The 24,507-nt window shown below is 71.8% G+C and carries 24 protein-coding genes; 12 read left to right on the top strand and 12 right to left on the bottom strand.

From position 1 onward, the window contains the following. Positions 1-155 precede the first annotated feature (155 nt). Complete coding sequence (locus tag ABD998_RS11770; RefSeq protein WP_345439344.1) at positions 156-1,712, bottom strand: sugar transferase; 1,557 nt, start codon at positions 1,710-1,712, stop codon at positions 156-158. Between the two features lie 252 nt (positions 1,713-1,964). Further along, positions 1,965-3,320: an NtaA/DmoA family FMN-dependent monooxygenase gene (locus ABD998_RS11775; protein WP_345439346.1), complete on the bottom strand. Its 1,356-nt coding sequence runs from the start codon at positions 3,318-3,320 to the stop codon at positions 1,965-1,967. A gap of 188 nt (positions 3,321-3,508) precedes the next feature. Between ABD998_RS11775 and ABD998_RS11780 the strand changes: the two genes are divergently transcribed. From ABD998_RS11780 to ABD998_RS11810, 7 genes are all read left to right on the top strand, one after another. Continuing rightward, entirely contained in the window at positions 3,509-5,122 is a 1,614-nt protein-coding gene (locus tag ABD998_RS11780; protein WP_345439348.1) for an ABC transporter substrate-binding protein, read from the top strand. A 312-nt stretch (positions 5,123-5,434) separates the two neighbouring features. After that, positions 5,435-5,881 (top strand): 50S ribosomal protein L13, encoded by a 447-nt coding sequence (gene rplM / locus ABD998_RS11785; RefSeq protein ID WP_345439350.1) that lies wholly within the window; start codon positions 5,435-5,437, stop codon positions 5,879-5,881. 35 nt (positions 5,882-5,916) lie between these two features. Beyond that, on the top strand, positions 5,917-6,384 hold the full coding sequence (gene rpsI / locus ABD998_RS11790) for a 30S ribosomal protein S9 (RefSeq protein WP_425562981.1): 468 nt from the start codon (positions 5,917-5,919) through the stop codon (positions 6,382-6,384). A gap of 15 nt (positions 6,385-6,399) precedes the next feature. Further along, positions 6,400-7,755, top strand: coding sequence for a phosphoglucosamine mutase (gene glmM, locus ABD998_RS11795; protein WP_345439354.1), 1,356 nt, complete (start codon positions 6,400-6,402; stop codon positions 7,753-7,755). Between the two features lie 26 nt (positions 7,756-7,781). After that, on the top strand, positions 7,782-8,855 hold the full coding sequence (locus ABD998_RS11800; protein WP_345439356.1) for a superantigen-like protein SSL4: 1,074 nt from the start codon (positions 7,782-7,784) through the stop codon (positions 8,853-8,855). Between the two features lie 177 nt (positions 8,856-9,032). Then, positions 9,033-9,647 (top strand): GTP cyclohydrolase II, encoded by a 615-nt coding sequence (locus ABD998_RS11805; protein WP_345439358.1) that lies wholly within the window; start codon positions 9,033-9,035, stop codon positions 9,645-9,647. Then, positions 9,644-10,114, top strand: a complete 471-nt coding sequence (locus ABD998_RS11810; protein ID WP_345439360.1) for a MarR family winged helix-turn-helix transcriptional regulator — start codon at positions 9,644-9,646, stop codon at positions 10,112-10,114. Before ABD998_RS11805 ends, ABD998_RS11810 begins: the two co-directional genes overlap by 4 nt. Before the next feature lie 448 nt (positions 10,115-10,562). Here ABD998_RS11810 and ABD998_RS11815 read toward each other — a convergent pair whose 3' ends face one another. From ABD998_RS11815 to ABD998_RS11830, 4 genes are all read right to left on the bottom strand, one after another. Then, positions 10,563-10,901 carry a DUF202 domain-containing protein gene (locus ABD998_RS11815; protein ID WP_345439362.1) on the bottom strand — a complete coding sequence of 113 codons (339 nt, stop codon included), beginning with the start codon at positions 10,899-10,901 and terminating at the stop codon, positions 10,563-10,565. Further along, positions 10,898-11,251, bottom strand: coding sequence for a YidH family protein (locus tag ABD998_RS11820; protein ID WP_345439364.1), 354 nt, complete (start codon positions 11,249-11,251; stop codon positions 10,898-10,900). The genes ABD998_RS11815 and ABD998_RS11820 overlap by 4 nt, the downstream gene beginning before the upstream one ends. 52 nt (positions 11,252-11,303) lie before the next feature. Beyond that, positions 11,304-12,233, bottom strand: coding sequence for a Ppx/GppA phosphatase family protein (locus tag ABD998_RS11825; protein ID WP_345439366.1), 930 nt, complete (start codon positions 12,231-12,233; stop codon positions 11,304-11,306). Between the two features lie 295 nt (positions 12,234-12,528). After that, on the bottom strand, positions 12,529-12,945 hold the full coding sequence (locus ABD998_RS11830) for an arsenate reductase ArsC (RefSeq protein WP_345439368.1): 417 nt from the start codon (positions 12,943-12,945) through the stop codon (positions 12,529-12,531). Positions 12,946-13,053: 108 nt separating this feature from the next. On the opposite strand from ABD998_RS11830, the gene coaA reads away from it, so the two are divergent. Beyond that, positions 13,054-13,998 (top strand): type I pantothenate kinase, encoded by a 945-nt coding sequence (gene coaA, locus ABD998_RS11835; RefSeq protein WP_345439370.1) that lies wholly within the window; start codon positions 13,054-13,056, stop codon positions 13,996-13,998. 48 nt (positions 13,999-14,046) lie between these two features. Here coaA and ABD998_RS11840 read toward each other — a convergent pair whose 3' ends face one another. From ABD998_RS11840 to ABD998_RS11865, 6 genes are all read right to left on the bottom strand, one after another. Continuing rightward, a complete protein-coding gene (locus tag ABD998_RS11840) occupies positions 14,047-14,724 on the bottom strand; it encodes a FadR/GntR family transcriptional regulator (RefSeq protein ID WP_345439372.1) in 678 nt (225 codons plus the stop codon). A 75-nt stretch (positions 14,725-14,799) separates the two neighbouring features. Next, entirely contained in the window at positions 14,800-15,930 is a 1,131-nt protein-coding gene (locus ABD998_RS11845; RefSeq protein ID WP_345439374.1) for an L-talarate/galactarate dehydratase, read from the bottom strand. A 107-nt stretch (positions 15,931-16,037) separates the two neighbouring features. Next, a complete protein-coding gene (locus ABD998_RS11850; RefSeq protein WP_345439376.1) occupies positions 16,038-17,360 on the bottom strand; it encodes an enolase C-terminal domain-like protein in 1,323 nt (440 codons plus the stop codon). Continuing rightward, positions 17,357-18,943 carry an aldehyde dehydrogenase (NADP(+)) gene (locus ABD998_RS11855; RefSeq protein ID WP_345439378.1) on the bottom strand — a complete coding sequence of 529 codons (1,587 nt, stop codon included), beginning with the start codon at positions 18,941-18,943 and terminating at the stop codon, positions 17,357-17,359. Before ABD998_RS11855 ends, ABD998_RS11850 begins: the two co-directional genes overlap by 4 nt. After that, positions 18,940-19,878: a 5-dehydro-4-deoxyglucarate dehydratase gene (kdgD, locus tag ABD998_RS11860; RefSeq protein ID WP_345439380.1), complete on the bottom strand. Its 939-nt coding sequence runs from the start codon at positions 19,876-19,878 to the stop codon at positions 18,940-18,942. The genes ABD998_RS11855 and kdgD overlap by 4 nt, the downstream gene beginning before the upstream one ends. Before the next feature lie 102 nt (positions 19,879-19,980). Then, positions 19,981-20,853: a LysR substrate-binding domain-containing protein gene (locus tag ABD998_RS11865; RefSeq protein ID WP_345439875.1), complete on the bottom strand. Its 873-nt coding sequence runs from the start codon at positions 20,851-20,853 to the stop codon at positions 19,981-19,983. Between the two features lie 140 nt (positions 20,854-20,993). Here ABD998_RS11865 and ABD998_RS11870 point away from each other — a divergent pair, with 140 nt between their 5' ends. The 4 genes from ABD998_RS11870 to ABD998_RS11885 are packed head-to-tail and all read left to right on the top strand — an operon-like array spanning position 20,994 to position 24,376. Next, on the top strand, positions 20,994-21,977 hold the full coding sequence (locus tag ABD998_RS11870) for a tripartite tricarboxylate transporter substrate binding protein (protein ID WP_345439382.1): 984 nt from the start codon (positions 20,994-20,996) through the stop codon (positions 21,975-21,977). 47 nt (positions 21,978-22,024) lie between these two features. Continuing rightward, positions 22,025-22,543 carry a tripartite tricarboxylate transporter TctB family protein gene (locus tag ABD998_RS11875; RefSeq protein WP_345439384.1) on the top strand — a complete coding sequence of 173 codons (519 nt, stop codon included), beginning with the start codon at positions 22,025-22,027 and terminating at the stop codon, positions 22,541-22,543. A gap of 13 nt (positions 22,544-22,556) precedes the next feature. Beyond that, positions 22,557-24,059: a tripartite tricarboxylate transporter permease gene (locus tag ABD998_RS11880; RefSeq protein WP_345439386.1), complete on the top strand. Its 1,503-nt coding sequence runs from the start codon at positions 22,557-22,559 to the stop codon at positions 24,057-24,059. After that, complete coding sequence (locus ABD998_RS11885) at positions 24,056-24,376, top strand: universal stress protein (RefSeq protein ID WP_345439388.1); 321 nt, start codon at positions 24,056-24,058, stop codon at positions 24,374-24,376. The genes ABD998_RS11880 and ABD998_RS11885 overlap by 4 nt, the downstream gene beginning before the upstream one ends. Positions 24,377-24,507 lie beyond the last annotated feature (131 nt).

Genomic DNA, 24,507 nt, shown 5'->3' on the forward strand with positions numbered 1-24,507 from the left:
ACCGGAGGGGGAGCGGGTCGCTCTGCAGCCGGGGAAGGAACGGCGCGTTGGGCCGGCCGAGACGACGAGCAAGATCCGACGGATGTCGAGACGGCGCGACTGACGTCGATGACGCGAGCCGCGCCATCCGTCTCGCCGACGACATCCCGGGCGCCTCAGGACGCCGTGTCGCCGGGAGCGAGCGCAGCCCGCGCCGTCTTCGCGATGATGATGAGGTCGCCGACGAGATTCCAGTTCTCGACATAGGAGAGATCGAGACGCACCGTGTCCTCCCACGACAGCGTCGACCGACCCGACACCTGCCACAGCCCCGTGATGCCGGGCTTCACGAGGAATCGGCGATGCACGTGCGTCGCATACTGCTCCACCTCACGCGGGAGCGGAGGACGCGGCCCCACGAGCGACATGCTCCCGCCGATCACATTGAACAGCTGAGGGAGCTCGTCGATGCTGAAACGCCGCATGAAGCGTCCGACCGGGGTGACGCGCGGATCGTCCTTCATCTTGAACATCACCGCGTTGCCGTGGTCCTGCTGGGTGCGCAGCGTCTCCAGCCGCGCCTCGGCGTCGACCACCATCGAGCGGAACTTGAGCATCTCGAAGGTGCGCCCGCCGCGCCCCACACGCGTCTGACGGAAGAGAACCGGGCCGGGAGAGGTGAGCCGCACGCTCGCGGCGACGAAGAGCATCACCGGGCTGAAGATCAGGACGGCGACCGTGCTGCCGAACAGGTCGAGAGCCCGCTTCGCGACGCGCTGACCCGCCGAGAAGCGCGGCGTCTCGACATGGATGAGCGGCAGCCCCGCAACGGGCCGGGTGTGGATGCGGGGCCCCGCGATGTCGGTGATGCTCGGCGCGAGGACGAGGTGCTGACGCCCCGCCTCGAGCGCCCACGAGATGCGCTTGACCTTGTCCGCGGGCAGCTCGTCGGTGCTCGTCACCACGACCGTGTCGGCCTGGACGGAGGCGAGGGCGCGTTCGACGGAGTCGACCGAACCCATGACGGGGATGTCGGTACCCGCGACGACGTCGGCGATGCGGCCCGTGGGGATGCACGCGCCGACGACGCGGTACCCCGACGACGGACTGCTGCGCAGCGTCGCCGCCACCTGCGCGACCGACGCGGCGGACCCGACGAGCAGCGCACGCGACACATAGCCGCCTCGCCGCCGCTGAGTGCGCAGCCACTTCCGCCACGCGAACCGCTCGGCGATCAGCGCGGCGACGCCGATCGGCAGCGACAGCAGCAGATAGCCGCCCTGCAGGTCGAGGCCGAGCGGCAGGCACGCGATCGCGAGCAGGCCGAAGAGCGAGACGCTCGCGCTCGTGAGCCTGCGATACTCCTCGAGCCCCTGTCCGACGATGCGGGGGCTGCGCGAGTCGCTGAACGCGAGGGCTGAGAGCCACAGCAGCGTCAGACCGAGGGTGAAGGTCGTGAAGAGCCCGTCGACGCCGGGGATGAGGCGGCTGACGTCGTCGAGCGTCGGTCCGTACGGCGAGAGCAGCTGCACCGCGACGGTCGTGATCACGATGACGAGCGCATCCGTGACGAGGAGGCGCCTCGCATAGGCGCGCTGCCACGACCGGCGTGCCGGGATCTTCTTCGCGACCGTCGCCACGGGGGCGGTGGCGACGCGCACGGCCGACAGGTCGCCGGAGGAGGCCAGGGCTGTCGCGGGGGAGGTCGAAGGGAGGAACTGCTCCACGGGCATGGGGCCGCCTTGGGGGAGAGACGGAAGAGCGGAGGGTGAAGCAGACGATCGCATCGCGCCGGAGGATGGTCGGAGCAATGCGTCGTCGGGGTGATGTGCGTCGTCGGGATCGCCGGTCGGCGCGCAGCACCCGGTCAGAATATCGGAGTAATACCGGGTACCCGGATACTGCCGTATCGGAATTTCCGTTCTGTGACATCCGGCGAAACGAAGATCACATCTTCGGCGACGCCCGCGTCGACGCGAACGCGCTCAGCCGAGGTGCGCACCCCCGCGGTACCTTGCGCCCCAATGGCCGTCCGGAAGGCGGTCGCCCCGGCCGAACAGGCGCTCCCGCAGCGTCGTCGGCTCCCCGTCCTCACGCAGGCGACCGCGGCGACGCAGCTCCGGCATCACGAGCTCGGCGAAATCGCGCGCGGTCCCGAACGAGTGGTACTGGCGCAGGTTGATGCCGTCGATGCCCGCGACGTCGAGCCACGTCTCGATCTCGTCGGCGACGACCGACGGCGTGCCCGCGACGAAGAACCGGTCCTCCCGCGACTCCACGATGCGGTCGACCGTCTCGCCCACGGTGGGGGCCGCGAACGGCAGCGTGAAGCCGGTCTCGGCGGTCACGTCGGCCATGGGCGTCTCGCGCGGGTAGGCGAGCAGGTCGACCGGCACGCTGAGATGCGCGAGGATCCCCTCGACGCTCCGCAGCTCCCTCGTCGCACGCAGCTTGTCGGCTGCCTCGTCCTCGGTCCGGCCGACGATGACGCCGGCCTGCACGATGAACTTCAGGTCGTCGGCGGCGCGGCCCTGCTGCACGGCCGCGTCCTGCATCGCGCGCGCGTTCCGCTGGAAGTCCTCCAGGGTGCGGCCGCCCGTGAAGACGACCTCGGCGTGCTTGCCGGCCATGGCCATCCCCGCAGGCGACCCCGTCGCCTGGTAGAGCACGGGCGTGCGCTGCGGCGACGGCTGCGACAGGTGCGGCCCCTTCACGCGGAACGTCTCGCCGACGTGGTCGATGTAGCGCACCTTCGACGGATCGGTGTAGACGCCGCGCTCGCGATCGACGACGACCGCGTCGTCGTCCCACGACCCCTCCCACAGCTTGTACAGCACATCGAGGTACTCGTCGGCCATGGCGTAGCGGCGGTCCTTCGGGATCTCCCCGTCCAAGCCGAAGTTCTGCGCCGCGTTCGGCAGATACGACGTGACGATGTTCCAGCCGACGCGGCCCTTCGTCAGGTGGTCGAGCGTCGACATCCGCCGCGCGAACGCGAAGGGCGGCTCGTACGTCGTCGAGAACGTGACGCCGAAGCCGAGCCGCTTCGTCACGGCCGCCATCGCGGGGACGACGAGCAGAGGGTCGTTGCCCGGAATCTGCACGCCCTCGCGCAGCGCCGTCTCGATGCCCCCGCGGAACACGTCGTAGGCCCCGACGACATCGGCGAGGAAGATCCCGTCGAAGCCGCCGTGCTCGAGCAGCTGCGCCAGCTCCACCCAGTAGTCGAGGTCGTTGAACCGCTCCCGGTTGTTCTCGGGCAGACGCCACAGCCCGTGGCTGATGTGACCCGGCGTGTTCATCTCGAACAGGTTGACGATGAGCTTCTTCGGCTCGGGCATGGGGATCCTTCCGCGGCGCCGCGTGGAGCCGGCGCCGTGCATCCGAGTCTTCCATGCACGCCGCGCGACGCCGCGTGACGGTGCATTGCGCGACGTTACCGACCCCGTCCTGCCCGCCCCGCCCATCCGGGAGCATCGCGGGGCGCACACAGCACCCTCCCGCGCCATCCCCCACCAGGACGGACCCCATGACCCTCACACGTTCCCGCACGTTCGCGGCCGCGCTCGCCGCGGGCGCCCTGCTCCTCAGCGGCTGCGCTGCGTCGGCCGCCCCCGCCGAAGGCTCGTCGACCGAGCCCGTGTCGGGCGGCACCCTCGTGCACGCCCTGCCGGCGCTCGATGCCGGATGGCAGCAGCAGGCCGCCAACAACTGGTACAAGAGCCAGGTGTGGGCGCAGCTCGTCGAGACCCTCGTCTACGTCGACGCCGACGGCACGGTGCACCCGTGGCTCGCCGAGTCATGGGAGCAGAGCGACGACGGCCTCGTCTACACCTTCCATCTGCGCGACGACGTGACGTTCTCGGACGGCACGGCGCTCACCGCCGAGACCGTCGCCCGCAACCTCGACGTGCTCGGGCTCGGCGACGTCGATCAGGGCATCGCCCGGTCGCCCATGATCCCGCTGGAGTACGTCGCCGCCGAAGCGGTCGACGCCCTCACCGTCGAGGTGACGCTCTCGAGCCCCAACGGCGGGTTCCTGCCGAGCCTCGGGTTCTTCGCCGCGGGCATCCTCGGCGACGCGACGCTCGACCTCCCGCTCGAAGGACAGTCCGATATCGCCAACGTCGTGGGCACGGGTCCCTTCGTCTTCGAATCGGAGGAGGCCGAGCGGAGCATCGACCTCGTCCGCCGCGACGACTACGACTGGGCGAGCGACGCGTTCGAGCACGAGGGGGCGGCGTATCTCGACGGCATCACCTTCACGGTGCTCTCCGAGGACGGCGCGCGTCTCGGTGCGCTCGAATCGAACCAGATCGACTCGCTCCACTACGTGCAGCCGAGCGAGGAGGAGCGGCTCGAGGCCGACGGCTGGAACGTCGTGCACGCGCCGTACTTCGGCACCCCGATCAACTTCGTGCTGCGGCCGGAGACGGCCATCCTCTCGGATGAGCGCGTCCGCCAGGCCCTGCAGATCGGCATCGACCGGCAGGAGCTCGTCGACACCGTCTACAACGCGGCGTGGAAGCCCGCGACGTCGTCCATCCAGCAGGCATCGCCGGGGTGGGTCGATCTGAGCGAGCAGCTCGCCTACGACCCGGATGGCGCGGCGCACCTGCTCGAGGACGCCGGCTGGGAGGAAGGCGCCGACGGCATCCGCGAGAAGGACGGCGAGCGGCTCGTGCTGCCCGGCTACACCTCGCCCAACCTCAACACGACGCCGCAGCTGCTCGAGCTCATCGCGCAGCAGCTGCGGGAGATCGGCGTCGACCTCGAGATCACGCAGACCGACGCGAGCACGTACGGCGAGATCTTCGCGAGCGCCGAGACGCCGCTCATCCCGACGGCGAACACGTTCCTCGACCCCGCGACGCTGCGCCAGTACTGGGGTGTCGACGCGACCAACCAGTTCAAGCTGACGAGCGACGTGCTCGAGCCCCTGCTCGCGGACGTCGCGCAGACGACGGCGTCGACGGCGGAGCGCGACGAGGCCCTGCGCATCCTGCAGGAGACGACGGTGTCGGAGGCGTACACGGTGCCGCTCGTCGACAACTACCAGGTCTACGTCACAGGCGAGCAGGTGCACGGGCTCACGACCAACGCGGTGGGGCGCCCGTACTTCTACGACACCTGGAAGGGCTGAGACCTCGCCTTCGCCAGTGCGGATGTCGGCCTGGTCACCAGTCGCCAGTGCGGATGTCGGGATGAAGCCGGCGTTTCGCCTTCATCCGCACTGGCGAAGGGGCACGGTCGCGCGGGCATCCGCATGGGCGACCGGTACGATGGCGCCCGCATTCGCCATCCGGGGCGGGATCGTCTAAGCTTGACCCTTGGTGCCCGTACCGGGTGCCGCGAACGTGAGCCCTCCACCGCGTGTGCTGGCCGGCATCGACCGTCCAAACCGTCTGGAGCGGGATTCACGAACGTCTCCGTTCGAACAGAAAGCAGCACTACTGTGACGCGCACTTACAGCCCGAAGGCCGGTGAAGCCCAGCGCGAGTGGCTCGTGATCGACGCCACCGACGTCGTCCTCGGCCGCCTCGCCTCGCACGCCGCCGCGCTCCTCCGCGGCAAGCACAAGGCGACGTTCGCCCCCCACATGGACATGGGCGACTTCGTCATCATCGTGAACGCCGACAAGGTCGCGCTCACCGGTCAGAAGCTCCAGCAGAAGAAGGCCTACCGCCACTCGGGCTACCCGGGCGGGCTCAAGGCCGTCACGTACGCCGAGCTCCTCGAGAAGAACCCGGTCCGCGCTGTCGAGAAGGCCATCCGCGGCATGCTCCCCAAGAACTCGCTTGGTCGTGAGCAGCTCGCGAAGCTGAAGGTGTACACCGGTGCCGAGCACCCGCACGCCGCTCAGCAGCCCAAGACGTACACCCTCGACCAGGTCGCCCAGTAAGCGGCTCCCGTAAGGACTTCATCGTGGCGAACGAAATCGAAACCGAAGACTTCCAGAACTTCTCGACCGAGACCCCGGCCAGCGACGTCGTCGTGGCCGAGCGTCCCGTTGTGAGCGTCCCCGGCGCGGCAGTGGGCCGTCGCAAGCAGGCCATCGCCCGCGTGCGCATCATCCCCGGCGCCGGCTCGTTCACGGTCAACGGCCGCACGCTCGAGGACTACTTCCCGAACAAGCTGCACCAGCAGCTCATCACCGACCCGTTCACCATTCTCAACCTGGGTGGCGCGTACGACGTGATCGCGCGCATCAGCGGCGGCGGCCCCTCGGGCCAGGCCGGCGCTCTGCGTCTCGCCATCGCGCGTGCGCTCAACGAGGTCGACCGCGAGAACAACCGCCCGACCCTCAAGAAGGCCGGCTTCCTCACGCGCGACGCCCGCGTCATCGAGCGCAAGAAGGCCGGTCTCAAGAAGGCCCGCAAGGCTTCGCAGTTCTCGAAGCGCTAAGGCGAGATCCACTCCATGCCGCTTTTCGGCACGGACGGCGTGCGGGGGCTCGCGAACGGAGCCCTCACCGCCGACCTCGCACTCTCCCTGGCCCAGGCGACCGCCGTCGTCCTGGGCCAGGGGCGTTCCGCGGAGGCGCGACGGGCCGCAGGCCGGCGCACCTCCGCGGTGATCGCCCGTGATCCGCGCATCTCGGGCGAGTTCCTGAGCGCCGCTGTCGCCGCCGGGCTCGCCGCGTCGGGCGTCGACGTGTACGACGCGGGCGTCATCCCGACCCCCGCGCTCGCCTTCCTCATCGCCGACCGCGACGCCGACTTCGGCGTGATGGTGTCGGCGTCGCACAACCCCGCCGCAGACAACGGCATCAAGATCTTCGCGCGCGGCGGCGTCAAGCTGCCCGATGTCGTCGAGGAGCGCATCGAGCGGTACATGACCCGCGACAAGCTGCTGCCCACGGGCGGCGACGTGGGGCGCATCCGCCGCTTCTCCGACGCCGAGGACCGCTACGTCCTGCACCTGCTCGGCTCGCTGCCCGCTCGGCTCGACGGCATCCACGTCGTGCTCGACTGCGCGCACGGAGCGGCCTCCGGCGTCTCGCCCGAGGTGTTCAAGGATGCCGGTGCGCGCGTCACCGTCATCGGCGCAGACCCCGACGGGCTCAACATCAACGACGGCGTCGGCTCCACGCACATCGACAAGCTCGCGGAGGCCGTGCTGGCGCACGGCGCGGACGTCGGGATCGCCCACGACGGCGACGCCGACCGGTGCCTCGCCGTGACGGCCGACGGGACGCCGATCGACGGCGACCAGATCATGGCCATCCTCGCCGTGTCGATGCAGGAGCGCGGGCTGCTCGCGGACGACACCCTCGTCGCGACCGTCATGAGCAACCTCGGCCTGCACGTCGCCATGCGCGAGCACGGCATCGCCGTCAAGACCACGTCGGTGGGCGACCGCTACGTGCTCGAGGAGATGAACGCGCACGGCTACTCGCTCGGCGGCGAGCAGTCGGGGCACGTCATCATGAGCGCGCATGCGACGACGGGCGACGGAGTGCTCACGGGCCTGCACCTCGTGTCGGAGATGGCGCGGCAGGGCAAGAGCCTCGCCGAGCTCGCGTCGATCATGACGGTCTACCCGCAGGTGCTCGTCAACGTGCGCGACGTCGACAAGGACCGCGTCTCGGACGAGGTCGTGCAGGAGACGGTCCGCCGCGTCGAGACGGAGCTCGGCGACTCCGGACGCGTGCTGCTGCGCGCCTCGGGAACCGAGCAGCTCGTCCGCGTCATGGTCGAGGCGGCCGACGCCGAGACCGCCCAGCGCCATGCCGACGCCCTCGCGGCCGTCGTCGAGGAGCGCCTGGGGCAGTAGGAGCCGCGATGCCGAGGGGGAGGACCATGGGCACCGAGGATCTCGAGAGGCACTACCGGCGCGGCCGCGCCGCGGATGCTCCCGCGCTGCGGGTGCGCACGCGACGTCGGCGCATCCGGCCGTGGATGGCGTGGGCCGGGGCCGGTCTCGCCGTGGCGCTCGTCGGCGGGGTGACCGCAGCCGTCGCGCTGTCGGGGGCCGACGACGCCCCGCCCGCCGTCGCCGCGGTCGACACGGCGGAGTACTCGGAGGTGCGCACGGGGGTCGAGGAGGCCGCCGCCTCATATGACGCGACGCGGAACGAGACCGCTGATGCGCTCGCGAGCGATATCGCGGTCGTCGACGATGCGGTCGCGGCGCTCGACGGCGCGGCCGGCGCCCTCGACGACGCGCTGCGGACTGCGGCGCTCGACGCGGGCGGATCGGCGCGCGCGGCGCTCACGGAACTGGCCATCCCCGCGTCGGCAGACGACCTGGTGCCCGCCGTCGTCGAGCCGGCGTCATCCGACGAGCTGAGCGACGCCCTCGCCGCGCTGGACGAGGCGACGGCCGGGATCGACGACCGGATGGCGGAGCTCGCGCAGGTCTCCGGAACGGCGGATGACACGGTGTCGGCATTCGCCGCGGCGCTCGACCCCCTCCGCGGCGCCATGACCGCGCACGCCGCGGCCGTCGGCGCCGAGAACCCCGACGCCGCGGTCGCCTTCCGCACGGCGGTGTCGGATGCCGCCCAGACGGTCGCCGACGCCGCCGAGCCGGCCGCCTTCGCGGCGTCGCTCGCGGACTACACCGCGGCCGTGGCCGCCCTCCGTGCCGATCAGCTGCGGTTCGCGATCGCGTACGACGAGCAGCGCGCGGAGGAGGACGAGCAGCAGCCCGCGCCGGTGGAGACACCGGCTCCGTCGGAGACGCCGGCCCCGTCAGAGACACCGGCCCCGTCAGAGACGCCGGCGCCTTCCGAGACGCAGGCGCCGTCGGAGACTCCGGCGCCGTCGGAGACCCCGGCTCCCGAGGAGACCGCTCCCGTCGAGACCCCCGCGCCGGAGGAGACGACGCCGGTCGAGACGCCGACCCCCGAGGAGACGCCGGCAGAGGAGTGATCGCGCGCATCCCATCCAGCTGAACGCACATCGGCCATCCGGTGTCAACCCGCGAAATGCGCACGGCCGGTGACGGACGATGACGGAGTGCGGAACGACCCAGGGAATACGTCTCACCCGTCGACGTTGAACGACGATGTGATTGAGACTTCACTTATCGCAGCCCACACCGAGGCCGTGGAGCGCGTGCGCGTGGTCGTGCCGCTGCGTTTCGCAGACGGATACACGACGACCGCCGACGTCTTCACGTTCGACGGCCTCGTCGACGGCAAGGAGCACCTGCTGCTCGGCCTCGGTGACTGGCGCGGCGCGCTCGAGCGCGGCGACGCCCCGCTCGTCCGCCCCCACAGCGAGTGCCTGACGGGTGACGTCTTCGGGTCGGAGCGCTGCGACTGCGGCCCTCAGCTCCGCGAGGCGGTGGAGCGCATCGCGGAGGACGGCGGCTTCCTCCTCTACCTGCGTCAGGAGGGGCGTGGCATCGGACTCTACGCCAAGCTCGACGCGTACGCGCTGCAGGACGCCGGCCTCGACACGTACGAGGCGAACGTCGCGCTCGGGCGCGGCGAGGACGAGCGCGACTACACCCCTGCCGCCCAGATGCTGCGCGCCGTGGGAGCCGACACCATCCGCCTGCTCAGCAACAACCCCGACAAGGCCGCTCAGCTCGAGCGCCTCGGCGTCGCCGTGGTCGAGCGGGTGCCGACCGCCGTGCACCTCTCGTCGGCGAACGCGCGGTACCTGCGCGCCAAGCGCGATCACACGGCGCACACGCTCGACCTGCCAGCGGCGTGACCCGATCGGGCACCGACCGTCGCCTCTCGGACGACGAGATGGCGAGCTGGCTGCCGCTCATCCGCCTCGTCCAGCTCCTCCCGCAAGCGCTCGACCGCACCTTGCGGGAGGAGGGCGGCATCAACCATGCGCACTACGCCATCCTCGTGACTCTCGCCCAGGACGCCGAGGCGCCGCCGACGCTCGGCGAGATCGCCCGGATCGCCGGGCTCAGCCGGTCGCGGCTGAGCCACGCGCTGGATGCCCTGGCGCGGCGCGGATGGGTCGAGCGCACATCGTGCTCGACGGACAAGCGCACCGGCTCCGCCGTTCTGACCGAGGCCGGCCGCGACATGGTGCGGCGGGCCGCGCCGGCGCACGTCGCCCAGATCCGCGCGCTCGTGCTGGAACGGCTCTCGGATGACGAGCGCGAGACCCTGACGCATCTTCTCGGGAAGCTTCTGCCCGGGATCGAGAGCGCGGTTTAGGCGGGGCGGATTCCCCGTTCAGCCGGGTTCGCGTTCACCCGGGTTCGCCAGCACCCGGGTTCGCCAGCACCCGGGTTCGCCAGCACCCGCGTTCGCCAGTGCGGATGTAGATCCTTGCGGCGTTCGCCAGTGCGGATGTAGATCTGAACGACCTCTGACGTGCACATCCGCACTGGCGAGGAGCGCGCATCCCTACATCCGCGCTGGCGAGGAGCGTGGAGGGCGACAGCCGTGCTGGCGCCGCGGCGTAGCTTCGCCAGTGCGGATGTTGGCGGGAACAGCCCCCCACGTCGACATCCGCACTGGCGAGGTGCGCGCACGTCGACATCCGCACTGGCGAGTGGCGGAGGGCGCACTGGCGAGGGGCGCACTGGCGACATCCGCAAGGGCGCGGGGCGCGAGGGCGAGGCGTGCAAGGGGCAGCCGAGCGCCTCGGACGCCCACCCGCTCAGCCCTCCAGAGCCTTGAGCAGGAGGTATGCAGCGCACGCCGCGCCGAGCAGGAGCGCGGCGAGCGTGGCGAGCGCCATCGGCCGTCCGCTGCGGCGCAGCCCACCCGTGGCGTGGAGATCGCGGTGGGCGCGCCGGTACCCCGCCGCCGCGGCGAGGTAGGCGGCGACCGCGATACCGGCGCCGACCACGCCGACGAGCACGGCGACGGCGCCGACGACCTCGACGGTGAAGCGCATGGCGACGACGCTGGCGAGACCGAATGACAGGCACGTGCGGCGCCAGGCGAGCAGCGTGCGCTCGGGCTGCAGCCCCGCGTCGAAGACCTCCTGCGTCACACGAACATCCCGATCGCGACGAGGGCGACCGCGGCGATCACGCCGACGACGATCATCCCGCCCACGGCGAGCCCCGGCAACGGCCGCCCGAGGCGCAGCGACGTCTCCGTGCGCGCCCAGCCGAACCAGGCCTGCAGGGCCGAGAGCGTGCCGAGCGCGAGGAACACGCCGGCGGCGGCCACGCGCCATCCGGTCGCCGTCGGGATCGAGAGCGCCTCGAGCGCGAATGCGGCCGCGTACATCGCGAGGGCCGTCCGCAGCCACGCGAGGAAGGTGCGCTCGTTCGCGAGGCTGAAGCGCGGGTCGGGCTCGTCGCCTTCTCTGTACACGCGGCTCGGGAAGCGGGTCACCCCCTCACGGTAGCCCGCGACGCGGCGGGGAATCCCGGCCGGGCGGGTGGGGCTACCAGCCGAGATCCTCGATGTAGCGCAGCAGCACGCCCTCGCGCAGCGCCCACGGCGACACCTCGAGCTCCTCGACGTCGAGCGCGGCCATCGCCTCGTGCAGGACGACGGCTCCCGCCGTGATCTGGAACGTGCGGTCGGCGGTGATCCCGGGGAGCTCGCGTCGCGCCTTGGCGGGGATGCGCGCGAGCACAGGAATCCAGGAGCCGAGCGACTCGCGGCGGAGGACCATCCGCTCGATGCCCGACCATCCCGGCAGCGGATGGCCGGCGAGCTTCGCGAGGGAGCGGATGGTCTTCGACGACCCGACGACGTGCTCGGGGCGGGGGAGCGCGCTGAACCGCTCCGCGACGGGTGCGAGGACGGACGCGGCATGCGCACGGAGCCGGTCGACCTGGTGGTCGCCCGGCGGGTCGTCGGGCAGGAAGCCGATGGTCATCCGCCCCGCGCCCAGCTGCACCGACTCGGCGTGATCGGGCAGCTCCTCGCTTCCCCCGGCGATCTCGAGCGATCCGCCGCCGATGTCGAAGAGCAGGATCTGACCCGCCGACCATCCGAACCAGCGGCGCACGGCGAGGAAGGTGAACCGCGCCTCCTGCTCGCCGCCGAGAACCTGCAGCGGCTGCCCGAGTGCCGCCTCGATCTGAAGGATGACGTCGGGCCCGTTCTTCGCCTCCCGCACGGCGGAGGTCGCGGTCGCGAGCAGCTCGTCGACGCCCTCCTGCTCGGCGACGGCACGCGCCCGCGTGACGGCGTCGACGATGGCCGCGACACCCTCGTCGGAGATGCGTCCGTCGTCTTCGAGATAGCGCATGAGCCGCAGCACCGACTTCTCGCTCGTCGTCGCGAGCGGGCGTCCACCCGGATGTGCGTCGGCGACGAGCAGATGGACGGTATTCGAACCGATGTCGAGGACTCCCAGGCGCACGGACACAGGCTATCGGCCGCGAACCGCGACCTGAACGGCATCCGGCCTCGCCCGGGTCGCAGCTCCCGCCCTGAAGCGGCCGTTTCGGGCCGAGAACTGCGACCTGGAGGAGATCCGCCCTTGCCCAGGTCGCAGTTACCGCCCTGAAATCGCCGTTCGGGGCCGCGAACCGCGACCTGAACGGCATCCGGCCTCGCCCGGGTCGCAGCTCCCGTCCTGAAACGGCCGTTTCGGGCCGAGAACTGCGACCTGGGCGAGAAGGGAGGGGAATGCGTCGGTGAGCGGAGGGAAGAGGTCACCCCTCGGTGGGGAGCAGCTCCTTCAGGAGGGCCTCCACGCGGGCGCGGATCTCGTCGCGGATCGGCCGCACGGCTTCGATGCCCTGCCCCGCGGGGTCGTCGAGCTGCCAGTCCTCGTAGCGCTTCCCGGGGAAGACGGGGCAGGCGTCGCCGCACCCCATCGTGATGACGGCGTCGGACGCCTTCACCGCCTCCGTCGTCAGCACCTTGGGCGTGTTCGCCGCGATGTCGATGCCGACCTCGGCCATCGCCTCGACCGCGACGGGGTTGATCTCGTCCTTGGGCGCGGAGCCCGCCGAGAGCACCTCGACCCGGTCTCCCGCGAGGTGCCGCAGCCATCCTGCGGCCATCTGCGAGCGGCCGGCGTTGTGCACGCAGACGAAGAGCACGGTGGGCGTGGCGGTGGCGGACATCGGTACTCCTCGGGGGTCGCAGCGCCTCCACCCTAGAGGAACCTCCTGCTGCGATGGCGGGTCGCCCGCGATCCGAGCCCGCGCCGTCTGCGCCGGTACGATGTCACGGTGACGTCGACCGCGGCCCCCGCTTCGCTCTCGCTGTACCGGGAGATCTCCCGTTCGGACTGGGCGCGCATGGCGGCGGGCGTGGACCAGCCCCTCACCGAGACCGAGGTCGTGCAGCTGCGGGGTCTCGGCGACCGCCTCGACATCGCCGAGGTGCGCGACGTCTACCTGCCTCTCAGCCGCACGCTCAGCATCTGGGCGTCTGGCGTGCGCCGCATCGGCGCGGAGGTGTCGGCGTTCCTCCAGGAGGACGACCCCACCACGCCGTTCGTCATCGGCGTCGCGGGCTCGGTCGCGGTGGGCAAGTCGACGGTCGCGCGGCTCCTGCGCGAGCTCATCAGCCGCTGGCCCGACACCCCCCGTGTGGAGCTCGTCACCACCGACGGGTTCCTCTATCCCAACGCCGAGCTCGAACGGCGCGGCATCATGGGGCGCAAGGGGTTCCCGGAGTCGTACGACCGCCGCGCGCTCGTCGACTTCGTCACGAAGGTGAAGAGCGGCGCGGCCGAGGTGCGCGCGCCCTTCTACTCGCACATGAAGTACGACATCATGCCGGATGCGCAGGTCGTCGTGCGACGGCCCGACGTGCTCATCATCGAGGGCCTCAACGTTCTTCAGCCGCCGCCCACCCCCAACGACGTCGCGGTGAGCGACCTGTTCGACTTCTCGATCTACGTCGACGCCGACGCCGCGCACATCGAGCAGTGGTTCGTGAACAGGTTCCTCGCACTGCGCGAGGGCGCGTTCTCGAACCCGTCTTCGTACTTCAACGTCTTCCAGCACCTCAGCGACGAGGAGGCCATCGGCACGGCCCGCGGCATCTGGGGCGACATCAACCTGCCGAACCTGCTCGAGAACGTCGCGCCCACGAAGCACCGCGCGACGCTCGTGCTCAACAAGGGCGCCTCGCACTCCGTCGAGAGCGTGCTGCTGCGCAAGCTGTAGGCAGGGCCATCCGATCGCCGCGAGGTGCGGATGGCGCTCGGGATGCGCTCAGCCGCTCGCGCGGCGCGCAGCCGACGCCGTGAGGTGCGCGCGCATGGCGGCGGCCGCCGCCAGCGGGTCGGCGTGGCGGATGGCCGTCGCCACGGCCGCATGCTCGGCGAGCACCGCCGCGGCATCAGCGGCGTCGCGCTCGCCGTCGGCGATCCGCGCGGACGGCAGCACGATCGCGCGAGCGCCGATGCGGTCGAGCACGGCCAGCAGGTAGCGGTTGCCCGAGGCGGCTGCGACGGCGCGGTGGAACGCGAAGTCGGCCTCGACCGTCGCGGAGGGCAGCGTCGCCGCGGCGAGATCGGCGAGCGCCGCGTCGATCATCGCGATGCCGGCGGCGGATGGCGCGCGCGCCGCGAGCGCGGCGGCCTCGGCCTCGATCGCGATGCGGAGGGCGTGGAGCTCGGCGCGCTCCGCCGCGTCCCGCGCGGCGAGCCAGTCGTCCCCGCCCGCCGGGGGTGCGGGCGGGGTCAGCGCGTAGCTGCCCGAACCTACGCGGGTGCGCACGAGCCCGCGCGACTGCAGGCGCTGCAGCGCCTCGCGGACGACCGTGCGGCTGACGCCGAACTCGTCCATCAGACGGCTCTCGCTCGGCAGCCGCTCGCCCGCGGCGATGGCCCCCTCGACGATGCGCTCTCCGATGAGACGGGCGATCTCCTCGCCGCGTGATGTCGTCATCCGCTCATCGTCCCATCCCCGAGGCGTTCACGCCCCGACGCGCTCACGCCCCGAGGCGTTCACGCCCCGACGGGCTCATGCCCCGATCGTGACCGAGTCGGTCGTCCAGGCCCGCGCCTGGTCGCTGAACGTGAAGCCCAGGCCAGGGCGGTCCGGCACGATCATGCGGCCGTCGAGGGTCTCGAGACGCTCCTCGAAGAGCGGGTCGAGCCAGTCGAAGTGCTCGACCCACGGCTCCCGCGGGTAGCACGCCGCCAGGTGCAGGTGGATCTCCATCGCGAAGTGCGGTGCGAGGTCGAGGCCCGCCTGGTCGGCGAACGTCATGAGCCGCAGGAACGGCGTGATGCCGCCCACGCGCGGGGCGTCGGGCTGGATGATGTCGCACGACCGCGCCGCGATGAGGCGCTCGTGCTCGGCGACGGAGGCGAGCATCTCGCCCGTGGCGATCGGGGTTTCGAGAGCGCGGGCCAGGTCGGCGTGCCCCTCCGCGTCGTACGCGTCGAGGGGCTCCTCGATCCAGACGAGGTCGAACTCCTCGAGGCGGCGGCCCATCCGCAGCGCCGTGGCGCGATCCCACTGCTGGTTCGCGTCGACCATGAGCGGCACGACGTCGCCGATGTGGTCGCGGACGGCGCGCACGCGGCGAAGGTCCTCCGCGGTGTCGGGCAGCCCCACCTTGATCTTGATGCCGCCGATGCCCTCCTCGATCGACTGCGACGCGCGCTCGCCCACCTCGTCGATCGAGGCGTTCAGGAAGCCGCCGGAAGTGTTGTAGGTGCGCACCGAGTCGCGATGCGCACCGAGCAGCTTCGACAGCGGGAGTCCCGCGCGCTTGGCCTTGAGGTCGTACAGCGCGATGTCGATGGCCGCGAGCGCCTGCGTCGCGACGCCCGAGCGGCCGACCGACGCGCCGGCCCAGAGCAGCTTCGTGTACAGCTTCTGGATGTCGTTGGGGTCCTCGCCGATCGCGACGCCCGCGACCTCCCGCGCGTGCGCGTACTGGGCGGGGCCGCCCGCGCGCTTGGAGTAGCTGAAGCCATGGCCCGCGAAGCCCTGGGCCGTCTCGATCTCGGCCAGGAGGAAGACGACCTCCGTCATGGGCTTCTGGCGGCCCGTGAACACCTTGGCGTCCGAGATCGGGACGGAGAGCGGCAGGCGCAGGGTCGAGAGGCGGATGGCGCGGATGGCGTCGGGCACGTAGGTCACGGGGGCTCCTCGTCGAGTGGTCGGGCAGATCCATCGTACAGATTAGAAAGCTGTATAACAACCAAGCGGGCGCCCCTCCGGAGAGGGGCGCCCGTCGACGAGGATGCTCAGCGCACGAGGCACGGGCGCTTCGGATCGAAGGCCCAGTCCTCGACCAGGTACTGCATCGAGACGGCGTCGTCGCGCGCCCCGAGGCCGTGCTCGAGGTAGAGCTCGTGAGCAGCCGCGAGGCGGTCGCGGTCGATCGCGACACCGAGGCCGGCCGCGTCGGGCACGCGCACCGCGCCATCCCGGATGGCCGGGGGAGCGCTCGTGAGCTCCTGGCCGTCCTGCCAGATCCAGTGCGTGTCGAGCGCCGTGATCTCGCCCGGAGCCGCCGCGCCGACGTGCGTGAACATCGCGAGCGACACGTCGAAGTGGTTGTTCGAGTGCGAGCCCCAGGTCAGGTCGAAGTCGGCGCACAGCTCGGCGACCCGCACCGACCCCGCCATGGTCCAGAAGTGCGGGTCGGCGAGCGGGATGTCGACGGCGTTCTCGCGCACGGCGTGCGCCATCTCGCGCCAGTCGGTCGCGATCATGTTCGTCGCCGTGCGCAGCCCTGTGCGCCGCCGGAACTCCGCCATGACCTCCCGTCCGGAGAAGCGGCCCTCGGCGCCGCACGGGTCCTCCGCGTACGCGACGACGCCCCGCAGGCGCTCGCCGAGGCGCACGGCGTCCTCCAGCAGCCATCCGCCGTTCGGGTCGAGCGTGATGCGCGCATCGGGGAAGCGCGCCGCGAGAGCCGTGACGACGTCGACCTCCGCGTCGCCCTCGAGCACGCCGCCCTTGAGCTTGAAGTCGGCGAAGCCGTAGCGCTCCTGCGCCGCCTCCGCCAGCCGCACGACGGCGTCGGCGGTCATCGCCTCCTCCCGGCGCACGCGCTCCCAGGCGTCCGCTCCTGCCGTCTCGCGCAGATACGGCAGGTCGGTGCGGTCGGGGTCGCCGACGAAGAACAGGTAGCCGAGCATGGGGACGGCGTCGCGCTGCTGGCCGGAGCCGAGGAGCTCCGCGACGGGCACGCCCAGCTCCTGGCCGTGCAGATCGAGGAGGGCGGACTCGAGAGCCGTGACGGCGTGCACGGTCGTGCGGAGGTCGAACGTCTGCAGTCCCCTCCCTCCGGCGTCGCGTCCGGCGAACCGGCGGGCGATGTCGCGCAGCAGCGACCGGAACCGCGCCACCGGCGCTCCGACGAGCAGCGCGCCCGCCTCCTCGATCGTGGCGCGGATGGCCTCGCCGCCCGGCACCTCGCCGAGCCCCTCGCGGCCCTCGGAGTCGGTGAGGATGGCGATGTTCCGCGTGAAGAACGGACCGTGCGCCCCCGACAGGTTGAGCAGCATCGAGTCGTGTCCGGCTACCGGGACGACCTCGACGCGGGCGACGGTCGCGGTCATCCCGCGCTCCCCGGCTGGAGCACGCCGTCGACGCGGCGCGTGAGGTGCCACGGGTTGGCGTCGCGGAGCGCCGCGGGCAGCAGCGCGTCGGGCAGGTTCTGATACGCGACGGGGCGCAGGAAACGGTCGATCGCGAGCGTGCCGACGCTCGTCGTGCGCGAGTCGCTCGTGGCGGGGAACGGCCCGCCGTGCACCATCGCGTGCCCCACCTCGACGCCCGTCGGCCATCCGTTCGCGAGGATGCGCCCGGCCTTTCGCTCGAGCACGGGCAGCAGGGCCGCCGCGAGCGGATGGTCGCGATCGGCGAGCTGGATGGTCGCGGTCAGCTGCCCCTCCAGGCGCTCGGCCGCCGCGGCGAGCTCGTCGGCCGAGCCGTAGCGCACGACGAGCGACGCCGCGCCGAAGATCTCCTCCTGCAGCACCTCGTCGGAGAGGAACGCCTCGGACGACACCCCGTGGATGACGGGGGCCGGCGCGTTCGCGCCGGGGCCCTCCGCGCCTCGGGCGAGCACGTCGGCGCGCTCCGACCGCGTCGAGACGCCCTCGCGCCAGGAGCGCGCGATGCCGGGGGTCAGCATGACCTGGCCGCTCGCGTCGTCGACGATGCGCGTCGTCGCCGCGAGGAAGCGGTCGCCCTCCTCGCCGCGCGGCACGAACACGACGCCCGGCTGCGTGCACAGCTGGCCGCTCGACCCCGTCACGCTCGCGACGTAGGCCGACGCGAGCGCGTCGATGTCGCCGTCCAGCGCCCCCGGCAGGATGAAGACCGGGTTCACCGAGCTCATCTCGGCGTAGACGGGGATCGGCACGGGGCGCTCCTGCGCCGTGCGCACGATCGAGAGGCCGCCGCCGCGCGAGCCCGTGAAGCCCACCGCCTGGATGGCGGGATCGGCGACGAGCGCCTGCCCGACCGCTGCGCCGGGGCCGTAGACGAGCGAGAACACGCCGGGGTGCAGACCGTGCTCGGCGATGGCGTCGGCGATGGCCGTCGCGACGAGCTCGCTCGTGCCGGGATGCGCGTTGTGCGCCTTGAAGACGACGGGGCAGCCCGCCGCGAGCGCCGAGGCGGTGTCCCCTCCCGCCGTGGAGAAGGCGAGCGGGAAGTTCGAGGCGCCGAACACGGCGACGGGCCCGAGCGGCACCTTGCGCTGGCGGATGTCGACGCGCGGCAGCGGAGCGCGGTCGGGGAGGGCGGGGTCGATGCGCACGCCGCGGTGGTCGCCCTGGCGCACGACCTGTGCGAACAGGCGCAGCTGGTTCGTCGTGCGGGCGCGCTCGCCCGTCAGTCGCGCCGCAGGCAGCCCCGTCTCGAGCCCGGCGCGCTCGATGAGGTCGTCGCCGAGCGCGTCGATACGGTCCGCCACTCCCTCGAGGAACGCCGCGTGGGTCTCGGGGTCGAGCGCCGAGAACGAGGGGAAGGCCTCGGCGGCCGCGGCCGTCGCCGCGCCCACCTGGGCGACGTCGAGCAGCGAGTAGGGGGGCTCGAGCGGCTCGCCCGTCGCGGGTGAGACGCCATGCGTCGTGCCGGCGGTGCCCGGCACGCGTGCGCCGGCGATGAAGGAGTGTCCGGTGAGCGTGGTCATGCGGCGATCCTCTCGGGGGCGACGCCCGCGGTCTCGATGAGGGCGGACAGGTCGGCGAACTCGGTCTTGCGCAGATCGTGCAGCGGCGGGCGGACGGGGCCGGCATCGCGCCCGACGGCGCGCAGACCCGCCTTCACGATCGAGACGCCGTAGCCGCGCCCGCGGTCGCGGATCTCGAGGTACGGCAGCACGAAGCGGGTGAGCTTCTCGGTGACGGCGGCGCGATCCTGCGCGCGCACGTCGCGGTAGAAGTCGAGCGCGAACTCGGGGACGAAGTTGAACAGCGCCGATGAGTACGTGCTCATGCCCATCTGCAACAGCGGCAGGGCGAACGTCTCGGCCGTCGGCAGGCCGCCGAGGTAGAAGAGGCGGTCGCCGTTGCGCGCATACACCTTCGCGAGGTGCTCGATGTCGCCGATCGCGTCCTTGAAGCCGATGAAGTTCTCGTGCCGGTCGGCGAGGCGCGCCACCGTCTCCGCCGAGTAGATCGCGTTCCCCCGGTTGTAGACGATGATCGCCAGCGAGGTCGCCGAGGCGATGGCGTCGACGTGCGCCTCCAGGCCCTCCTGGTCGCATTCGGTGAGGTAGGGCGGCAGCACGAGCAGTCCCTCGGCGCCCGCGGCCTCGGCGGCCTCCGCGTTCGCCACGGCCTGCCAGGTCGCGCCGCCCGCCGACGCGAGCACGGGCACCTCGGGGCGCGAGGACTCCACAGCGGCGCGCACCACGGCGGCCGACTCGGCCGGGGTGAGCGAGAAGCCCTCGCCCGTGCCGCCGGCGGCGAACAGGCCGGCGACGTCGTAGCTCGACTGCCACTCGACGTGCGCCCGGTACGCCGCCTCGTCGAACGCGAGATCGGCGGTGAATGCCGTGACGGGGAAGGACAGCAGCCCGTCCTTCAGGTGCGCCGCCAGCTCGGCGGGGGTGAAACGTGCCACGAGTTCTCCAACGTCGGATCGAACGGGTCTGAACGCCACGCTAGGACGCGTGCTCCATACCTGTCCAAGACGACTTCTGGATGATTCGATGCCCTGTGGGTATCAAGACAGCAGGGCGACGAAGCGCTGCAGGGCGGGGTTCGTGCTGGATCGGTTCCAGATGGCGTGCAGTTGCACGACGTCGTGCGCGGAGGGCCCGAGGTCGAGGTATGCGACGCCGTCGATGCCGAGCAGCCGTGCCGACTCCGGGACGAACGCGATGCCGCGACCGGCCGCGACGAGCGCGACCATCGTGGCGATCTGGCTGACGACGTGCACGGCGCCGGCGTGGTCGACGGGCAGCATGCGCACGGCGAGATCGTGGAAGTAGCGGGCCTTCGTCGCCGAGTGCATGATGAGGGGCTCCGCGCGCAGCGCCTCCGGCATCGGCGGCGCCTCCGACGCTGCGAGCGGGTGGGCAGCGGGAACCGCGAGCACGAGGTCCTCGGCGAGCACGAGCCGGGAGTCCAACAGGTCCGGATCGAACGGCGGACGCGCGAGCCCCAGGTCGAGGGAGCCGTCGGACAGCGCGTCCTTCTGCTGCCCGGTGACGAGCTCGTCGAGTTCGATGCGCACGTGCGGAAGCGCCTCCGAGACGGCGGCGAGCAGGGGGCCGAGCACGCTGTAGCCCGAGGCGGCCGTGAAGCCGATGCGCACGACGCCGCTGCGTCCCGCCGCGACCTCGCGTGCGGTCGCCGGGGCGCGCTCGACGGCGGCGAGGATCTCTCTCGCCTCCCGGAGGAACGCGTGTCCGGCCTCGGTGAGCACGACCCTCCGGTTGTCGCGATCGAGCAGGACGACGCCGAGAAGCGCCTCGAGCCGCTGGATCTGCCGGCTCAGCGGAGGCTGCGTCATCCGCAGGCGCTCGGCGGCGCGTCCGAAGTGGAGCTCCTCCGCCACGGTGACGAAGCAGCGGACCTGGTCGAGCGTGAACATGATGCCCTCAGGGTATCGCGCCATGCGGATTCGGGCTTGGACGTGCATGGATCGTCGTTCCTAGTCTGAACTCCCGTCCACACGGCCGTGCGACGGACAGGAGCAGCGCGACGTCGCCCTGCCCGGAAGGAAGAGCCGACATGAAAGCCACCCGCCTCGCCGGCGTCGCCGCGCTCGCGGCCTCCGCCCTCGCCCTCACGGCGTGCGGCGGCAACCTCCACTGGATGGAGGGGAGCAGCGATTTCCCGACCGGTCCCGTCACGATCACGGTGGGGCAGGCTCCCGGCGGATCGAGCGACCTCGTGGCCCGCGCGGTCGCCGAGGGGATGGCCGAGTCGCTCGGCGTCGCCGTCCCCGTGCTCAACAAGGAGGGCGCCAACGGCGCCCTCGCGACGGAGGAGGTCGCGGCCTCCTCGCCGGACGGCTACGAGCTCGTGCTGCTCAACGCCTCGCTCATCACCATCACGCCGCTCGCGGTGAGCCCCGCCGAGGCCGTCGACCTCGACGACCTCACGGTGCTGAAGGGCCTGTCGCAGGACGACTACGTGCTCGTCGCCAGCACGGCGTCGGGCTTCGAGAGCCTCGACGACCTGATCGCGGCCGACGACCTCGACTACGGCACGACGGGCGTCGGCACGGGCTCGCAGCTCGCCCAGGCCATCCTCTTCGCGGAGGCCGGGGTGACGGGCGAGGCCGTGCCGTTCGATTCCGGCTCCCCGGCGCTCACGGCGGTCATGGGCGACCAGGTGCAGGTGTCGACCATCCAGCTCGGCGAGGCGAAGCCGCAGATCGACGCCGGCACCGTGACGCCCCTCGTCGTGTTCTCCCAGGAGCGAAACGCCTTCCTGCCCGACGTCCCCACGGCCGCCGAGCTCGGATACACCGTGCCCGTCGCGCAGTACCGCGCCATCGCCGGCCCCGCCGACATGCCCGACGACGTCCAGGCCGCCCTCGTCGCGGCGATCGACGACGCGCTCGCGACCGGCGCCTACACCTCGTTCAACGAGACGAGCCTGCTCACACCGCGCGAGATCTCCGGCTCCGAGGTCGTCGAGGAGTGGACGGAGCTCGCCGAGACCTACCGGGCGCTCGTCGACGAGCACGGCATCTCGCTCACGGGCTGACCCCGCGTCGCCCGCTTCCGCTCATCCGAACCCGAGGAGGCAGTCTCATGGCAGACCAGCCGATCACGAAACCGCAGGCAGCGCTGCCCACGGACACCACCCCCGTCCCCATCGACGACACCCCGCCTCCCGCCGGGCCCGTCGCCAACCTCGCCTCGTCGCTCGTGACGGCCGCCGTCGGCGCCGCCGCCATCGCGCTGTCGATCGTCCTCGGCACGGGAACCCCCGCGCAGCCGGGGCCGGGCCTGTGGCCGCTCGCCGTCGGCGTCGTCGTGCTCGTCCTGTCGGCCGCGCAGCTCGTCGTCGGCCGCCGCGGCGGGGACGGCGAGACGTTCACCCGGGCATCGTGGATGGCCCTGTGGGGGTTCGCGAGCCTCGTCGCGCTCGTCGCCCTGATGCCGCACGTCGGCTTCGAGATCCCGTCGCTGCTCCTCTGCGTGCTCTGGCTGCGCGTGCTCGGGCACGAGCGCTGGCTCACCACCCTCGTCACGTCCGTCGCCGTCGTCGCGGGGTTCTACCTCGTCTTCGTCGGCGCGCTCGGAACCGCCATCCCGCACCTGATCTGAGGCAGACGACACCATGGACCTCCAGCCCGTGCTCGACGGCTTCGCCACCGTCTTCGAGCCCCTCAACCTGCTGTACTGCCTCATCGGCGTCGTCGTCGGCATGCTCGTGGGCGTGCTGCCGGGGCTCGGCCCCGCGGCGACCATCGCCATCCTGCTGCCGCTCACCTACGGGATCGAGCCCGTCACGGCGATCATCATGCTCGCCGGCATCTTCTACGGCGCCCAGTACGGCGGCACCATCACCTCCGTCCTGCTGCGGCTGCCCGGCGAGGCGAGCTCCGTCGTCACCGTGTTCGACGGCTACGCGCTCGCCAAGCGCGGGCGCGCCGGCACCGCCCTCGGCATCGCCGCGATCGGATCGTTCATCGGCGGCACCGTCGCCATCCTGGGGCTGACGCTGTTCGCGCCCGTCGTCGCGGGCTGGGCGCTGAGCTTCGGCCCGGCCGAGTACGCCGCGCTCGCGCTGCTCGGCATCCTGCTCGTCGCGACGATCTCGAGCGGATCCAAGCTGAAGGCCGTGATCGCGGCGGGCATCGGCCTCCTCCTCGCCACCGTGGGGCGCGACCCGTTCACGGGCGCCGAGCGCTTCACCTTCGAGAGCCTGCAGCTCGCCGACGGCATCGACTTCGTGCCGATCGCGATGGGCCTGTTCGGCCTCGGCGAGATCCTTTACAGCCTCGAGGAGCGCCACCGCGCCGAGACGATGACGCCCGCGCGCGTCGCGAACGTGTGGCCGAGCAGGTCGGATCTGCGTCAGTCGTCCGGCGCGTTCGCCCGCGGGTCGGTCGTGGGGTTCCTGCTCGGACTGCTCCCCGGCGGCGGCGCGACGATCGCCTCCATGGCGGGCTACGCCGTCGAGAAGAAGCGCGCCAAGGACCCCTCGCGCTTCGGACACGGGGCCGTCGAGGGCATCGCGGGCCCCGAGACCGCCAACAACGCGGCCGCGACGAGCTCGTTCATCCCGCTGCTCACCCTCGGCATCCCCGCGAACGCGACCATGGCGCTCATGTTCGGCGCCCTGCTCATCCAGGGGGTCACGCCAGGGCCGCAGCTCGTCGACCAGCATCCCGACCTGTTCTGGGGCGTCGTCAACTCGATGTACATCGGCAACGTGCTGCTGCTCATCATGTCGCTGCCGCTCGTGGGGCTGTTCGTGCGCATCCTGCGCGTGCGCGCGGCCATCCTCGCGCCGATCACGGCGCTCATCACCCTCGTCGGCGCGTACACGATCAACAACTCGATCTTCGACGTCGGCCTCGTCGTGGCCTTCGGCGCGATCGGCTACCTCATGAAGAAGTACGGGTTCGAGCCGGGGCCGCTCGTGCTCGCGTTCGTGCTCGGGTCGCTGCTGGAGTCGAGCATCCGCCGTGCGCTCCTGCTCTTCGACGGCGACCCGACCGGCTTCCTCACGCGGCCCATCTCAGGGGTGCTCATCGTCGTCGCGGTGGTGGTCGTCGTCCTGCCGCTCATCCAGTCGGCGCTGCGGCGCCGGCGCGATCCGGCCCTGCGCCCGTGACCCCCGCGGCCGGGCCCGTGGTCGTCGTCGACACAGGAGGCGCGGAGGGACGGGCCGCCCTCGCCGCCGGCCGCGCGGCCGCCGACGAGCGCGGCATGCCCCTCGTCGTCGTGCAGGCCGCCATCGTCCCGACCGCCGCCGCCGATCGCGTCGTCGACCCGGACGAGCCGGGGGCGATCTCCGCCGCCATCCGCGACGCGTCGCTCGTCGTCGTCGGGCTGCGGCAGCGCGAGGGTGCCGCGCGGTTCGTCCTCGCGACGCCCGCGATGCGCGTCGTGCTCGGCTCCGAGGCGCCCGTGCTCGTCGCGCGCCCGTAGCGCGCGGGAGGGGGCGCGGCCCCGGATCGGGTTCGTCTTGCGGTGTTTCGGCGCGCTCGTTCCTCGCTTGCTCGACGACCGGGATGGCGACGGCGTGGTGTGCTCCGCACCCCCGCGGCCTTTCCGGCCAC

This window comes from Microbacterium gilvum (genome assembly GCF_039543865.1).
In the GTDB taxonomy this organism is placed as follows: Bacteria; Actinomycetota; Actinomycetes; order Actinomycetales; family Microbacteriaceae; genus Microbacterium; species Microbacterium gilvum.

Bases quoted from the DNA above. Each gene is read 5' to 3' on its own strand.
- ABD998_RS11770 (WP_345439344.1), bottom strand. From the start codon at position 1,712: ATGCCCGTGGAGCAGTTCCTCCCTTCGACCTCCCCCGCGACAGCCCTG.
- ABD998_RS11775 (WP_345439346.1), bottom strand. From the start codon at position 3,320: ATGCCCGAGCCGAAGAAGCTCATCGTCAACCTGTTCGAGATGAACACG.
- ABD998_RS11780 (WP_345439348.1), top strand. From the start codon at position 3,509: ATGACCCTCACACGTTCCCGCACGTTCGCGGCCGCGCTCGCCGCGGGC.
- glmM (WP_345439354.1), top strand. From the start codon at position 6,400: ATGCCGCTTTTCGGCACGGACGGCGTGCGGGGGCTCGCGAACGGAGCC.
- ABD998_RS11800 (WP_345439356.1), top strand. From the start codon at position 7,782: ATGGGCACCGAGGATCTCGAGAGGCACTACCGGCGCGGCCGCGCCGCG.
- ABD998_RS11830 (WP_345439368.1), bottom strand. From the start codon at position 12,945: ATGTCCGCCACCGCCACGCCCACCGTGCTCTTCGTCTGCGTGCACAAC.
- ABD998_RS11840 (WP_345439372.1), bottom strand. From the start codon at position 14,724: ATGACGACATCACGCGGCGAGGAGATCGCCCGTCTCATCGGAGAGCGC.
- ABD998_RS11850 (WP_345439376.1), bottom strand. From the start codon at position 17,360: ATGACCGCGACCGTCGCCCGCGTCGAGGTCGTCCCGGTAGCCGGACAC.
- ABD998_RS11855 (WP_345439378.1), bottom strand. From the start codon at position 18,943: ATGACCACGCTCACCGGACACTCCTTCATCGCCGGCGCACGCGTGCCG.
- ABD998_RS11865 (WP_345439875.1), bottom strand. From the start codon at position 20,853: ATGTTCACGCTCGACCAGGTCCGCTGCTTCGTCACCGTGGCGGAGGAG.
- ABD998_RS11870 (WP_345439382.1), top strand. From the start codon at position 20,994: ATGAAAGCCACCCGCCTCGCCGGCGTCGCCGCGCTCGCGGCCTCCGCC.
- ABD998_RS11875 (WP_345439384.1), top strand. From the start codon at position 22,025: ATGGCAGACCAGCCGATCACGAAACCGCAGGCAGCGCTGCCCACGGAC.
- ABD998_RS11880 (WP_345439386.1), top strand. From the start codon at position 22,557: ATGGACCTCCAGCCCGTGCTCGACGGCTTCGCCACCGTCTTCGAGCCC.